This is a genomic window from Pseudomonas fluorescens (assembly GCF_003732425.1).
In the GTDB taxonomy this organism is placed as follows: domain Bacteria; phylum Pseudomonadota; class Gammaproteobacteria; order Pseudomonadales; family Pseudomonadaceae; genus Aquipseudomonas; species Aquipseudomonas fluorescens_BE.
Genome location: NZ_MOBX01000001.1, coordinates 256,022 through 269,839 on the forward strand (window position 1 = coordinate 256,022; position 13,818 = coordinate 269,839).

The following is a 13,818-nucleotide window of genomic DNA, read 5'->3' on the forward strand; positions in this document are numbered from 1 at the left end:
TGCTGACTCATCGCTTTCGCGAGCAGGCTCGCTCCCACATTAGGCATTCGACGTTTTCAAAAACGGGGTCACACCAAACCGCGTTCGATAATCACTCGGCGCCAGCCCGGTAATCTTCTTGAAGATCGCGCGAAACGCGCCCGGATCCTGATACCCCACCGTCCACGCAATGTGATCAATTGTGCCATTGCTGAACTCGAGCATCTCGCGCGCCTTGCCGACCCGCAGATGCTGGCAGTATTCGGTCGGTTTCAACCCGGTTGCCGCGCGGAACCGGCGCAGAAAGGTGCGTTCCTCCAACCCCGCCCGCTGCGCCATCGCCGTCAACGAAACATCCGTCGCGCCGGTGCTTTGCAGCCAATGCTGAACCTTGAGAATCGCCGCATCACCATGACCGAGAATCGGCGCGAAGTTACTGCCACACTCGCTGGCACTGTCACTGTGCTCGATCACCAGAAATTGCGCCGTGCGGGTGGCGATGCTCGGCCCGAGCAGGCGGTCGACCAGACGCAAGCCCAGCTCCGACCACGCCATCAAGCCAGCAGTGGTGATCAGGTCACCGTCATCGACAATCGGGGTATCAGCCTTGAGCTTGATCTTCGGGTAACGCTCGGCAAACGCCTTGGCCGAAGTCCAGTGAGTGGTCGCACTGCGACCGTCGAGCAGACCGCTTTCAGCCAACAGCAGCGAGCCTACACAGACCCCGCCCAGCGTCGCACCGTGGGCATGCTGGTCGCGTAACCATTGCATCAGGCTGGCCGGCGCTTGCCCCGTTGAGAATCCTGCGATCGATGGCGGAATCAGCACCGCCAGCAAAGCGCTGTCGTCACCGGGATGACTGTTGTAAATCCGCGTCGGCGGTTGATCTCCCTCGACCTGCCAATGACTCACCCGCAGCAGCGGCAACTGCGCCGCCTGATGTTCGCCGGCAATCCGGTTGGCCACCGCAAACAGATCGGTCAGGCCATGCACCGCTGCCATCTGCGCGCCGGGATAGATCAGCACACCCAGTTCGGAGATGGCGGCCCTTTCTGCGCCCATTGTCAGTTTTCCCCTGTCTATTGTCGGTGCGGCCAATCCCCGAATCGCTGGTCAGCGCCAATACTGAAACCACTTCCAGCCACTACATCGAGGACACACCCATGGCCAAGCAAGCGCTCATCGTAGTCGATATCCAGAACGACTACTTCCCCCAAGGCAAGTGGCCGCTGGCCGGTGCCGACGCCGCCGCCGACAACGCCGCTCGGCTGATCGCCGCGTTCCGCGAGGCCGGCGATTCGGTCGTCCACATTCGCCACGAGTTCAACTCAGCGGACGCACCGTTTTTCACCCCGGGATCGGACGGCGCCAAGCTGCACCCGAAAGTGCTCAACCGCGCCGATGAACCGGTGGTACTCAAACACTTCGTCAACTCGTTCCGCGAAACCGAATTGCAAGCGATCCTCGACGAACAAGGCATTCAGGAACTGGTGGTGGTCGGCAGCATGAGTCACATGTGCATTGACGGCATCACCCGCGCGGCGGCGGATCTGGGCTACACCGTCACGGTGATTCACGACGCCTGCGCCAGCCGTGATCTGGAGTTCAATGGCCTGACGGTGCCGGCTGCCCATGTCCACGCTGCGTTCATGTCTGCACTGGGCTTCGCCTACGCCAGCGTGGTGTCTACTGACGAATTCCTCGCGGCCAAACGCTGAGTCATATTCTGCGAAAAACCTGTGCCCGCCTCGTAGCGGGCCTTTTTTCGTCTGTCATAAAAATCTCACGCGTGAGCCATTGATGGCACTTTGAATTGGTTGTAGTGTGGCTCACGCGTGAGATGCCCATAACCGAGCCATTGCCATGAAAAGCCGTTCCCCCACCGCGAAATCAGAAAGCCCGAAGGGAGAGCGTGCGAAAGCGTCCACGAAAAAACCGTCGAGCTTCTATATGAAGCAGATGCGTGCGGGCCTGGCCGCGGCCGGTTATGTGAAACACGAAACTTGGGTGCTTCCCGAAAACCGAAGCTTGCTCAAGCAAATGGAGCAACAGCTACGCCAACCGATTCTGGCTGGCTCTTTCATGTCGGAGAATTACATGAGCGCAGGCAACAACTGGACCATCGATAGCCTCTTCAACGCCCTAAAGGCCCTGGACGAGGTGGCTTCGCAAGAAATCACGCTGTCGCTGATCCAGAGCTCCGAACCCAGCATCAAGCTGGAAATGAACGAATTCGGCGGTCTGCCGATTCACATCGCCCTGGCCGGCCAGCAGATCATCGTCGACACCGTGCTGGTGGACATCGATTCGATCAGCGACGTGCGCGCCTTCAACGACGCCGTGCTGCGCAGCCGGGAAATGTTCCCGCTGTCGTCGATCGGTATCGAGTCGATGCCGAACGGGCAGACCGTTTACAACATGTTTGGCGCCCTCAGCGCCGACTCGAGCCTGACCAACGTGGTTACCGAGGTGAAAACCCTGGTCGACAACGTGCAGCGCGCGAGCGAAGCCTTCGAACACTTCTTCAAGTAATCAACAGGGAATATCCAATGACTCAGTCCATCTGGAGCAAGTTGTTCACCGCACTGCGCGGCGGCGCCAATGAAGTCGGCGAAGCGATCGCTGACCAACAGGCCCTGCGCATCCTCGACCAGGAAATCCGCGACGCCGACAGCGCGCTGTCGAATGCTCGCCGCGAGCTGGTCACTATCATGGCCAAACACAAACTGGCTGCCGACCGCGTGAGCGAGTACGACGCCAAGATCAAGGATCTGGAAGCCAAAGCCGTCTCGGCGCTGAATGCCGGTCGTGAAGACCTGGCGCTGGAAGTGGCCGAAGCGATTTCGACCCTGACCAACGAACTGGATGTTGAGAAAAAGCAGAGCGACGAATTCGGCACCTATGCCGAAAACATGCGCAAAGACATCAGCAAGGCCGAGTCGCGAATCAAGAGCCTGCGCCAGCAAGTGGACATGGCCAAGGCCCGCGAAAGCGTGCAGAAAGCCCAGGTCAGCGCCTCCATCGCCAGCGGTGGCGCCAATGGCAAACTGGAAACCGCCGTCGGTACGTTGAACCGCCTGCAAGCCAAGCAGCAGCAGCGCGCGGCTGAACTCAGCGCTGCGGACGAACTGGCTGACGCCTCGACCGGCAACGACCTCGAACGCAAGCTGCGCGACGCCGGCATCACGCCGAACGAAGGCAGCGCCAATGCGATTCTTGAGCGCCTGAAGCAAAAGTCCTCGCAGTAACGCTGGGCAAAAACCTGTGGGAGCGAGCCTGCTCGCGAAAGCGTCGTGTCATTCGACATCAATATTGACTGACACGCCCTCTTCGCGAGCAGGCTCGCTCCCACACGGTTTGCGGCGTAAAAATCCTTCTGCTCGTTCACCGGTTCGCCCGGTACACTAGCGACGCTTTTTCGCCGACGAACACTTCCACCCGCTTCAAGGAACGTACCCATGGGATGGTTTAAAGACTTGCTGGGCACCAGCAACTGGCAGACCGCTGCGCCAACACCGACCGTTGCCAGTGGCCCACTCGGCATGGCCCAAGGTAAGGCTGTCAGGTTCGATACGACCCTGGCGCTGTTGCTCGATGGCTCGACCACGGTGCGCGTGCCCTTCGATCAGGCGATCTGGAGCCATGGCTGGGTCGACCTCGGCCAGTCCAACAAACTGCACCGCTATTACATGAACGACGAGGATTTCTGGCTACAGATCCACGTCACCGGTGACGATCAGGTCGAATCGGTCACGCTGTTCAACTACCTCAGTTACGTGACCGTCAACAGTGACGCCGAACTGCAGCGTCTGGCCGGCCCCGATAGCCTGATCGGCCTGCCCGCCTACAGCCACGACGGCGTCGAATACACCCGCGAATGGGGCACCGAACAGGGTCAGACCGAACTGGTGCCGATGACCGAACAGGTGGTCAATCCGGACGAGAGCTACACCATCGAACACCACTCAATGCTTTATGCGCGCGAGACCGGCCTGACCGATCGCCGCGAACTGCTGCTGTTCTCCGTCGAACAGGATGAAGAAGGCACCGTCAGCCTGAGCACTTCGCTCGGCATCTCGCTGTACACAACAGATTTGAGCACCATCTAAAAAAGGAAGTTTTTCATGCTGGAAGTGCTGGCCGTTTCCCTGAACAAAACCGCACTGGTCGGTTTCGTCGTCTACCTCATCGGCGCCGTGCTGCTGTTCATGCTGTTTCAATTCGTCTACACGCGCATCACCCCACACAAGGAGTTCGAGCTGATCCGCTCCGGCAACGTTGCCGCCGCCATCGCCCTGTCCGGCGCGATCATCGGCTTCGCGATTCCGGCCAGTAACGTGATTGCGTTTTCGGTCAACGTCCTCGACTTCGTGCTCTGGGCAGTGATTGCTGCCGTGGTGCAACTGCTGGCATTCCTCGCCACGGGCCTGGTACTCAAAGGCACGTCCCAGCGCATCGCCAACGGTGAAATCGCTTCCGGCATCTATGTCGCGGCGGTCGCGATCAGCGTCGGCATGCTCAACGCCGCGTGCATGACACCGTCCAACTGATCGGCAGGAAGCCATAGATGAAACGCAGCAAATACGTTCAGTTGTCCCTCGCCGCCTCGGTGGCCATGGCCATATCCGGCCAGGCGACCGCCGCGGATCAACCACGCAATTTCCAGAATGTGGAACAGTGCGTCGACGCCGAAGTGGCCGCCGATGTCTGCTCCAACGCCTACGTCGCCGCCCTGACCGAACACCGGCGCATCGCCCCGGCGTACGACGACAAGGCCAAGTGCGACGCGGACTTTGCCGCTGACTGGTGCCAGAAGAACTCTGACGGCCGCTTCGTGCCGAAACTCGGCGGCTTCAAAGTGCCTGCGAGCGGTGAACCGGCACAGAACCTCGACGCCATCGCCGATGCGCAAATGCCCGCTGGTAATGCAACGGCGCAGCCTGTGCAAAGCACTTCGCACGTTTCCAGCGGTGGCGGTGGCGGCAACGGCTGGCTCACCGGTTGGCTGATCGGCAACGCGATGAGCAACAACGCCGAGCGCACGGTTTATCGCGATCGCGAAACGCGCCAGCCGTACAACACCTCGACGCAGTACCGCAGAGCCGAAACCACGACGCGCAGCCAAACGGATTACGAAAGCAGCAAAAGCAAACCGGTCAACGTGGCCTCTTCGACGTCACGCGGCGGCTTCGGCAGCCAGTCCAGTGCCCGTAGCGGCTGGGGTGGTTGGGGCAGCAGTTCCGGTCGTTCGAGCAGCTGACAATGAAGAAGATCCTCTGCGCCGAGCGGCCCGACTGGAAACAGACTGCCGAAAGCCTTGGCTTCATGTTCCACACCATCGATGACGAGCCGTACTGGGACGAAAGCGCGTACTACCAGTTCACCCTCGCGCAAATCGAAAACGATCTCGAGGACCCGACCACCGAACTGCACGAGATGTGCATGGACCTGGTCGACCGCGTGGTGCACAGCGAAGAGTTACTGGATCGCCTGAGCATCCCGGCGCCGTACTACGACATGATCCGCACCTCCTGGCTGGAAGGTCATCCGCATCTGTACGGGCGCATGGACTTTTCTTACAGCGGCAACGGCCCGGCGAAACTGCTGGAGCTCAACTACGACACGCCCACCAGTCTTTACGAAGCGGCGGCGTTCCAGTGGGGCTGGCTGGAACAATGCATCGAGCGCGGCACGCTGCCGCGCCATGCCGACCAGTTCAACAGCATCGACACCCAACTGCATCGGGCCTTCGCCGAACTACAGTTGAAGCGGCCGTTCTACTTCGCCTCGATGAAAGACTCGGTCGAAGACAAGGGCACCACGGATTACCTGCGCCTGATCGCCGAGAAGGTCGGCATCGAGTCGCGGCACATCGATATCGAAGACATCGGCTTGACCGCTGAAGGGCGTTTCGTCGACCTGGAAGATCGCTGGATCCCGCACCTGTTCAAGTTGCATGCCTGGGAATTCATCTTTCACGAGCCGTTCGGTGCGGCGATTGCCGAGTGCGATACGCAGTTTTTCGAACCGGCGTGGAAGGCGATTCTGTCGAACAAGGGTGCACTGCCGTTGCTGTGGGAACTGCACAAAGGACATCCGAATCTGTTGGCAGCGCATCTCGACCCGAACCCGGCCAGCGCCGTGCCCAAGGGCTGGGTGCGCAAGCCATACTTTTCCCGAGAAGGCGCCAACATTGAACTGCAAACGGCTGACGGTCTGATTGTTAAAGAGGACGGGCCCTACACGGATGCGCCATTTATCCTGCAGGAATTTGCGCCGTTGCCGAAATTCGGCGACAGCTACACGCTGATTGGCTCTTGGGTGATTGGCGATCAGGCTGCGGGGATTGGAGTGCGGGAGGACAACAGTTTGATCACCAAAGACTCCAGCCGCTTCCTGCCGCACCTGATCCTCGACTAAACCACAGCTCCCACAGGGATTCTGGATAACCGCAGACGAAACAAATCCCACAAAAAAGGCCCGTCGCTTCAAGCAACGGGCCTTTTTATTTGCAGCGGTTACAGCAGCGAATCAGAACGGAATATCGTCATCAAAGCTGTCGAAATCCGGAGCCGGTTGCGGTGCGGCCTGCTGTGGAGCCGGGGCCGAACGCTGTTGCGGAGCCGACTGCTGCGGGCGCGGAGCCTGCTGGCGTGGAGCCGGGGCCGACTGCTGGTAGTTGTTGCCACCGCCTTGTTGGTCGCCCTGTTGTGGACGGCCGCCGAGCAGTTGCATGGTGCCTTGCATGTCGACCACGATTTCGGTGGTGTAACGCTTGATACCGTCTTTTTCCCACTCACGGGTCTGCAGCTTGCCTTCGATGTAGACCTGCGAACCTTTACGCAGGTATTCGCCGGCGATTTCGGCAACCTTGCCGAACATCGAAACGCGGTGCCACTCGGTCTTCTCGACCTTCTGACCGGTTTGCTTGTCGGTCCATTGTTCGCTGGTGGCCAGACTCAGGTTGGTCACGGCGTTACCGTTAGGCAGGTAGCGAACTTCGGGATCCTGGCCGCAAGTGCCGACCAATATGACTTTGTTAACCCCACGGGCCATAACGTTCTCCTAGGCTTCGCAAGCAGCCTCGGCCGGGTTGTTCACCAGGCGTTCGAGGGTGTCGCGATCCACTAATTCTTTGTCCAGTTTGATGTAAACAGCCGCTTCATCAGCAACTATCACTGCATCGGTTACCCCTACGAGGGCCTTGAGGCGCTCGACCAGACCCGCTTCGCGGATCGCCTCGGGCGACAACGGCAAGCGCAGGCTCGTCACGTAGGGAGGTTCGCGCATGGTAACAGCAAAGGCCAGCCAGATGGCAGCCAGACCCGCGCATCCAAGGAACACAACCGACAGACCGCCATGCTGAAACAGCCAGCCGCCGAGTATCCCGCCGAGTGCCGAACCGAGGAACTGGCTGGTGGAATACACGCCCATGGCCGTGCCCTTCCCGCCTGCCGGTGAAACCTTGCTGATCAGCGACGGCAATGAAGCCTCCAGCAGATTGAACGCGGTGAAGAACACCACCGTACCGATCACCAGAGCCCGCAGGCTGTCGCCGAACTGCCAGAAGAATAGCTCAGTCAGCATCAGCGTCAGGACGGCGCCGAGCAAAACTCGTTTCATTTTGCGTTTCTTCTCGCCATAGATGATGAACGGGATCATGGCGAAGAACGAAATCAGCAGCGCGGTGAGGTAGACCCACCAGTGCTGTTCCTTGGGCAAACCGGCTTTTTCCACCAGCGCCAACGGCAACGCAACGAAGCTCGACATCAACATGGCATGTAACACAAAGATGCCGAGATCGAGGCGCAGCAGGTCGGGATGCTTGAGCGTCGGCATCAAGGCCTGACGTGCCACCCCGGACTCACGATGCTGCAACGGCCCGGTGGAGCGCGGCACCATGAACATGATAATGGCGATACCGATCAGTGCCATGGCACCGGTGGCGAGGAACAGTCCGGACAAACCGAAAGCCCGGGTCAGCAAAGGACCGACGACCATGGCCACGGCGAACGACAAGCCGATGGTCATGCCGATCATCGCCATCGCCTTGGTGCGGTGCTGTTCGCGGGTCAGGTCGGAGAGCAGCGCCATCACTGCAGCGGAAATCGCCCCGGCACCTTGCAGGATCCGCCCGGCGATGACGCCCCAGATCGAGTCGGCCTGAGACGCCAGCACGCTGCCGAGGGCAAAGACGATCAGCCCCAGGTAAATCACCGGACGGCGGCCAATGCGGTCGGAAATGATCCCGAACGGAATCTGGAAAATCGCCTGGGTCAGGCCGTAAGCGCCGATAGCCAACCCGATCAGCGCCGGGGTCGCTCCTGCCAGATCCATGCCGTAGGTCGCCAGTACCGGCAACACCATGAACATGCCAAGCATACGGAAGGCGAACACCAGGGCCAGACCGCTCGCCGCGCGGGTCTCGCTGCCACTCATGCGTTCGCTGTGGGGATCGTGCATGGAAAAACCTCGTGTGAACCGGCGGCGATTCTACCAGTCCCATCGGTAGACGGGGTATATCGCGACGCTTTGACGCGTATAGATGAAACTCTCTTCATCCAGGGCAAAAAACCCTTCGTTTGATAGTGTGCATCCATCCAGTATTTGCCCGTATACTCCTACGTTTTCGACGCCCGCCGAGCGAGGCCACTTTGGACAAGATCCTGATACGTGGGGCCCGTACCCACAACCTGAAGAACATCGACCTGACCCTGCCACGGGACAAGCTGATCGTCATCACCGGCCTGTCCGGATCCGGCAAGTCGTCCCTGGCCTTCGACACGCTTTACGCCGAAGGTCAGCGCCGCTATGTCGAATCGCTGTCGGCTTACGCCCGACAGTTCCTGTCGATGATGGAAAAACCCGACGTCGACACCATTGAAGGCCTGTCGCCGGCGATCTCCATCGAACAGAAGTCGACCTCGCACAACCCGCGCTCCACGGTCGGCACCATCACTGAAATCTACGACTACCTGCGCCTGCTTTATGCACGCGTCGGTACGCCGCGCTGCCCGGATCACGACATTCCGCTGGAAGCGCAGACCGTCAGCCAGATGGTCGACCTGGTGCTGGCGCAGCCGGAAGGCAGCAAACTGATGTTGCTGGCGCCGGTTATTCGCGAGCGTAAAGGCGAGCACCTTTCGGTCTTCGAAGAGCTGCGCGCCCAAGGTTTCGTTCGCGCCCGGGTCAACGGCCGGATCTGCGAACTCGATGAACTGCCGAAACTGGATAAACAGAAGAAGCACTCGATCGATGTCATCGTCGACCGCTTCAAGGTTCGTGCCGATCTGCAGCAACGTCTGGCCGAATCCTTCGAGACCGCACTGAAACTGGCAGATGGCATCGCCCTGGTCGCACCGATGGACGACGAACCGGGCGAAGAGATGATCTTCTCCGCGCGCTTCGCCTGCCCGATCTGCGGCCACGCGATCAGCGAACTGGAGCCGAAGCTGTTTTCCTTCAACAACCCGGCCGGCGCTTGCCCGACCTGTGACGGCCTGGGGGTGAAGCAATTCTTCGACATCAAGCGACTGGTCAACGGCGACCTGACCTTGGCCGAAGGTGCGATTCGCGGCTGGGACCGGCGTAATGTCTATTACTTCCAGATGCTCGGCTCACTGGCCGCGCATTACGGTTTCAGCCTCGAAGTACCGTTCAACGAACTGCCGGCCGATCAGCAGAAATTCATCCTGCATGGCAGCGGCTCGCAGAACGTCGACTTCAAATACCTGAACGACCGTGGCGATATCGTCAAACGTTCGCACCCGTTCGAAGGCATCGTGCCGAACCTCGAGCGTCGCTACCGCGAGACCGAGTCGGCGAGCGTGCGCGAAGAGCTGGCCAAGTTCCTCAGCACCCAATCGTGCCCGGATTGCCGTGGGACCCGTCTGCGTCGCGAAGCGCGGCATGTGTGGGTTGGCGAGAAAACGCTGCCAGCGGTGACCAACCTGCCGATCGGCGACGCTTGCGAGTACTTCGGCGAGCTGAAGATGACTGGCCGTCGCGGCGAAATTGCCGACAAGATCCTCAAGGAGATTCGCGAGCGTCTGCAGTTCCTCGTCAACGTCGGTCTCGACTACCTGTCGCTGGACCGCAGTGCCGACACGCTGTCCGGCGGCGAGGCACAACGGATTCGTCTGGCCAGCCAGATCGGCGCCGGTCTCGTCGGTGTTCTGTACATCCTCGACGAACCGTCCATCGGCTTGCACCAGCGCGATAACGATCGACTGCTCGGCACGCTCAAGCACCTGCGCGATATCGGCAACACGGTGATCGTGGTCGAGCACGACGAAGACGCGATTCGCCTGGCCGACTACGTGGTGGATATCGGCCCAGGCGCCGGTGTGCATGGCGGGCAAATCGTTGCTGAAGGTACGCCGGCTGAAGTCATGGCGCACCCGGACTCCCTGACCGGTAAATACCTGTCGGGCCGCGTGAAGATTGAAGTGCCGGCCAAACGTACGCCACGCAACAAAAAACTGAATCTGTCGCTCAAAGGGGCGCGCGGCAATAACCTGCGCAATGTCGATCTAGACATCCCGATTGGTCTGCTGACGTGTGTCACCGGCGTGTCCGGCTCGGGCAAATCGACGCTGATCAACAATACTTTGTTCCCGCTGAGCGCTACGGCCCTCAACGGCGCAACAACGCTGGAAGCGGCAGCGCACGACAGCATCAAGGGCCTGGAGCATCTCGACAAGGTGGTCGATATCGACCAGAGCCCTATTGGCCGTACACCGCGATCCAACCCGGCAACTTACACCGGGCTGTTTACGCCGATCCGTGAACTGTTCGCTGGCGTACCGGAGTCGCGCTCCCGTGGTTACGGCCCTGGGCGCTTCTCGTTCAACGTCAAGGGCGGGCGCTGCGAAGCATGCCAGGGCGATGGTCTGATCAAGGTGGAAATGCACTTCCTGCCGGACATCTACGTGCCGTGCGACGTGTGCAAGAGCAAGCGCTACAACCGCGAAACCCTTGAGATCAAATACAAGGGCAAGAGCATCCACGAAACCCTCGAGATGACCATCGAAGAGGCTCGGGAGTTCTTCGACGCGGTCCCTGCCTTGGCGCGCAAGCTGCAGACATTGATGGATGTCGGACTGTCGTACATCAAGCTCGGGCAGTCGGCGACGACGCTGTCAGGCGGCGAGGCGCAGCGAGTGAAGCTGTCTCGCGAGCTGTCCAAGCGCGACACCGGCAAAACGCTGTACATCCTCGATGAGCCAACCACCGGTTTGCACTTCGCGGACATTCAGCAATTGCTCGATGTACTGCATCGCCTGCGCGACCACGGCAATACGGTGGTGGTGATCGAACACAACCTCGACGTGATCAAGACAGCCGACTGGCTGGTCGATCTCGGGCCGGAGGGCGGCTCCAAAGGCGGGCAGATCATTGCCACCGGTACGCCTGAGGATGTCGCCGAGATGAAGCAATCTCATACCGGTCATTACCTCAAGCCGCTGCTGATCCGTGATCGGGCTTAAACGCCAGGCATGAAAAAGCCCCTGTCACTTCAGCAGTGACAGGGGCTTTTTTGTATCGATTGCAATCAGGACGTGTGGGACTGCAGGTAGTTTTCGAGACCGATCAGCTTGATCAGGCCCAACTGCTTTTCCAGCCAGTAGGTGTGATCTTCTTCGGTATCGTTGAGCTGAACCCGCAGGATCTCACGGCTGACATAGTCTTTGTGCTGCTCGCACAGTTCGATGCCTTTGCACAGGGCAGCGCGAACTTTGTATTCAAGACGCAGATCCGCTTCAAGCATCTCCGGCACCGTGGTGCCGACATCCAGATCATCCGGACGCATGCGCGGCGTACCTTCCAGCATCAGAATCCGGCGCATCAACGCATCAGCGTGACCCGCTTCTTCTTCCATCTCGTGGTTGATTCGCTCGTAGAGCTTGGTGAACCCCCAGTCCTCATACATCCGCGAATGAACGAAATATTGATCACGCGCGGCCAGTTCGCCGGTCAGCAACGTGTTGAGGTAATCGATTACGTCTGGGTGGCCTTGCATCGCCCTACATCTCCCTACTTGAAAGTCTGTAGTTTGAACCAAGCTGACCGGAAGGTCACTCGATTAGCGCAATAAAAGCGAAGATATTCTTGGAAAAGCAGCCTAAATAACGCAAAAACCGCCCAGATGAGGGCGGTTCTGCTTCTCGTTTAGACTTCGTTAAGCTGTACGTTGAGCAGCTTTGCGATTGCTTCTCCATACGCCGGATCGGCTTTGTAGAAATGCTGCAATTGACGATCAACCACATCTGGCGAAACATCGCTCATGGCGCCGGCGATATTGCTGACCAGCAAGGCTTTTTGCTCGTCGCTCATCAGGCGGAACAACGCACCGGCGTGACTGTAGTAATCGGTATCTTCGCGATGATCGTAGCGATCGGCAGCACCGCTCAAGGCCAGCGCAGGTTCAGCGTAACGCGGAGCTTGCTTCGGCGCTTCGGTGTAGCTGTTCGGTTCGTAGTTAGGTGCTGCCCCACCGTTGCTGCCGAACGCCATCGAACCGTCACGCTGGTAGGTGTTAACCGGGCTGCGTGGAGCATTCACCGGCAGTTGCTGGTGATTGGTACCGACACGGTAGCGGTGCGCGTCGGCGTAGGCGAACACGCGGCCTTGCAGCATGCGATCCGGCGACAGACCGACACCTGGCACCATGTTGCTTGGGCCGAACGCCGCTTGCTCGACTTCAGCGAAGTAGTTCTGTGGGTTGCGGTTCAGCTCCAGTTCACCCACTTCGATCAGCGGGAATTCTTTCTGCGACCAGGTTTTGGTGACGTCAAAAGGATTCTCGTAATGCGCCGCAGCCTGGGCTTCAGTCATGATCTGAATGCACACGCGCCATTTCGGGAAGTCACCGCGCTCGATGGCTTCGAACAGGTCGCGCTGGGCGTAGTCTGGATCAGTCCCCGCCAACCGCGCGGCATCGGCCGGTGCCAGATTCTTGATGCCTTGCTTGGTCTTGTAGTGCCATTTCACCCAGTGACGCTCACCTTTAGCGCTGATCAGGCTATAGGTATGGCTGCCGAAGCCGTGCATGTGACGGTAGCCGTCCGGGATGCCTCGATCGGAGAACAGAATGGTGACCTGGTGCAACGCCTCAGGCGAGTGCGACCAGAAGTCCCAAATCATCTGCGCGCTTTTCAGGTTGCTTTGCGGCAGGCGTTTTTGCGTGTGGATAAAATCAGGAAACTTCAGTGGATCGCGAATGAAGAACACTGGCGTGTTGTTGCCAACGATGTCCCAGTTACCTTCTTCGGTATAGAACTTCAGAGCGAAGCCGCGCGGATCACGTTCAGTGTCGGCCGAACCGCGTTCGCCACCTACGGTTGAAAAACGCAAGAACGTTGGCGTTTGTTTGCCGACAGCTTCGAACAGCTTGGCACTGGTGTACTCAGTGATGTCGCGAGTGACAGTGAAAGTGCCATAAGCACCCGAGCCTTTAGCGTGTACTCGGCGCTCAGGGATGTTTTCACGGTTGAAATGGGCAAGCTTTTCGATCAGGTGAAAATCGTCGAGCAGCAGTGGGCCACGCGGGCCGGCGGAGCGAGAATTCTGGTTATCAGCGACAGGTGCGCCACTGGCGGTCGTAAGCGTTTTGATCTGGCTCATACGGTCTTCTTCCTCTGTCAGTCTTGAAACTGCCGGCTAATCGGCTTGGTGGGAAGTATTAATCATCCATGTGACAGCCACAAATTCATTAACTTGCATGTATCGATAGATAATTACTAATTATGCTTCCCGGCACATAGTGCCAACAGATACATGTCAGAAGCTTGTATGAACAGCGCATTTTATTGCGCGCACAAAAAACCGGGCACTAGG

General features: G+C 59.2%; 13 protein-coding genes. 8 read left to right on the forward strand and 5 right to left on the reverse strand.

Annotated features, from left to right (window positions below):
* Positions 1-39: 39 nt before the first annotated feature.
* Positions 40-1,041: a GlxA family transcriptional regulator gene (locus BK670_RS01245; protein ID WP_123448304.1), complete on the reverse strand. Its 1,002-nt coding sequence runs from the start codon at positions 1,039-1,041 to the stop codon at positions 40-42.
* A 101-nt stretch (positions 1,042-1,142) separates the two neighbouring features.
* On the opposite strand from BK670_RS01245, the gene BK670_RS01250 reads away from it, so the two are divergent.
* The 7 genes from BK670_RS01250 (at position 1,143) to BK670_RS01285 (ending at position 6,399) form a co-directional block, all read left to right on the forward strand.
* Positions 1,143-1,697 (forward strand): cysteine hydrolase family protein, encoded by a 555-nt coding sequence (locus BK670_RS01250; RefSeq protein ID WP_123448305.1) that lies wholly within the window; start codon positions 1,143-1,145, stop codon positions 1,695-1,697.
* Positions 1,698-1,842: 145 nt separating this feature from the next.
* The gene (locus tag BK670_RS01255) at positions 1,843-2,511 is read left to right on the forward strand and encodes a YjfI family protein (RefSeq protein WP_123448306.1); all 669 of its coding nucleotides are present in this window, start codon (positions 1,843-1,845) and stop codon (positions 2,509-2,511) included.
* Positions 2,512-2,528: 17 nt separating this feature from the next.
* Entirely contained in the window at positions 2,529-3,227 is a 699-nt protein-coding gene (locus tag BK670_RS01260; protein WP_016983574.1) for a PspA/IM30 family protein, read from the forward strand.
* A gap of 210 nt (positions 3,228-3,437) precedes the next feature.
* A complete protein-coding gene (locus BK670_RS01270; protein ID WP_123448307.1) occupies positions 3,438-4,088 on the forward strand; it encodes a DUF2491 family protein in 651 nt (216 codons plus the stop codon).
* Positions 4,089-4,103: 15 nt separating this feature from the next.
* The gene (locus BK670_RS01275; protein ID WP_053124298.1) at positions 4,104-4,529 is read left to right on the forward strand and encodes a DUF350 domain-containing protein; all 426 of its coding nucleotides are present in this window, start codon (positions 4,104-4,106) and stop codon (positions 4,527-4,529) included.
* 17 nt (positions 4,530-4,546) lie between these two features.
* On the forward strand, positions 4,547-5,239 hold the full coding sequence (locus BK670_RS01280) for a DUF1190 domain-containing protein (RefSeq protein ID WP_123448308.1): 693 nt from the start codon (positions 4,547-4,549) through the stop codon (positions 5,237-5,239).
* 2 nt (positions 5,240-5,241) lie between these two features.
* The gene (locus tag BK670_RS01285) at positions 5,242-6,399 is read left to right on the forward strand and encodes a glutathionylspermidine synthase family protein (RefSeq protein ID WP_123448309.1); all 1,158 of its coding nucleotides are present in this window, start codon (positions 5,242-5,244) and stop codon (positions 6,397-6,399) included.
* 111 nt (positions 6,400-6,510) lie between these two features.
* Here BK670_RS01285 and BK670_RS01290 read toward each other — a convergent pair whose 3' ends face one another.
* Positions 6,511-7,035: a single-stranded DNA-binding protein gene (locus BK670_RS01290; RefSeq protein WP_008081898.1), complete on the reverse strand. Its 525-nt coding sequence runs from the start codon at positions 7,033-7,035 to the stop codon at positions 6,511-6,513.
* A 9-nt stretch (positions 7,036-7,044) separates the two neighbouring features.
* Entirely contained in the window at positions 7,045-8,442 is a 1,398-nt protein-coding gene (locus tag BK670_RS01295) for an MFS transporter (RefSeq protein WP_123448310.1), read from the reverse strand.
* 191 nt (positions 8,443-8,633) lie between these two features.
* Between BK670_RS01295 and uvrA the strand changes: the two genes are divergently transcribed.
* Positions 8,634-11,468, forward strand: a complete 2,835-nt coding sequence (uvrA, locus tag BK670_RS01300; protein ID WP_123448311.1) for an excinuclease ABC subunit UvrA — start codon at positions 8,634-8,636, stop codon at positions 11,466-11,468.
* Positions 11,469-11,533: 65 nt separating this feature from the next.
* Here the strand turns inward: uvrA and bfr are convergent, their stop codons facing one another.
* Complete coding sequence (bfr, locus tag BK670_RS01305) at positions 11,534-12,001, reverse strand: bacterioferritin (protein ID WP_007918444.1); 468 nt, start codon at positions 11,999-12,001, stop codon at positions 11,534-11,536.
* A 149-nt stretch (positions 12,002-12,150) separates the two neighbouring features.
* Complete coding sequence (locus BK670_RS01310) at positions 12,151-13,605, reverse strand: catalase (RefSeq protein ID WP_123448312.1); 1,455 nt, start codon at positions 13,603-13,605, stop codon at positions 12,151-12,153.
* Positions 13,606-13,818: the final 213 nt, after the last annotated feature.

Excerpts from the sequence above, each read along its gene's own strand:
- BK670_RS01255 (WP_123448306.1), top strand. The coding sequence starts at position 1,843 with ATGAAAAGCCGTTCCCCCACCGCGAAATCAGAAAGCCCGAAGGGAGAG.
- BK670_RS01270 (WP_123448307.1), top strand. The coding sequence starts at position 3,438 with ATGGGATGGTTTAAAGACTTGCTGGGCACCAGCAACTGGCAGACCGCT.
- BK670_RS01280 (WP_123448308.1), top strand. The coding sequence starts at position 4,547 with ATGAAACGCAGCAAATACGTTCAGTTGTCCCTCGCCGCCTCGGTGGCC.
- BK670_RS01295 (WP_123448310.1), bottom strand. The coding sequence starts at position 8,442 with ATGCACGATCCCCACAGCGAACGCATGAGTGGCAGCGAGACCCGCGCG.
- bfr (WP_007918444.1), bottom strand. The coding sequence starts at position 12,001 with ATGCAAGGCCACCCAGACGTAATCGATTACCTCAACACGTTGCTGACC.
- BK670_RS01285 (WP_123448309.1), top strand. The coding sequence starts at position 5,242 with ATGAAGAAGATCCTCTGCGCCGAGCGGCCCGACTGGAAACAGACTGCC.
- BK670_RS01310 (WP_123448312.1), bottom strand. The coding sequence starts at position 13,605 with ATGAGCCAGATCAAAACGCTTACGACCGCCAGTGGCGCACCTGTCGCT.
- BK670_RS01290 (WP_008081898.1), bottom strand. The coding sequence starts at position 7,035 with ATGGCCCGTGGGGTTAACAAAGTCATATTGGTCGGCACTTGCGGCCAG.
- BK670_RS01260 (WP_016983574.1), top strand. The coding sequence starts at position 2,529 with ATGACTCAGTCCATCTGGAGCAAGTTGTTCACCGCACTGCGCGGCGGC.
- BK670_RS01250 (WP_123448305.1), top strand. The coding sequence starts at position 1,143 with ATGGCCAAGCAAGCGCTCATCGTAGTCGATATCCAGAACGACTACTTC.
- BK670_RS01275 (WP_053124298.1), top strand. The coding sequence starts at position 4,104 with ATGCTGGAAGTGCTGGCCGTTTCCCTGAACAAAACCGCACTGGTCGGT.
- BK670_RS01245 (WP_123448304.1), bottom strand. The coding sequence starts at position 1,041 with ATGGGCGCAGAAAGGGCCGCCATCTCCGAACTGGGTGTGCTGATCTAT.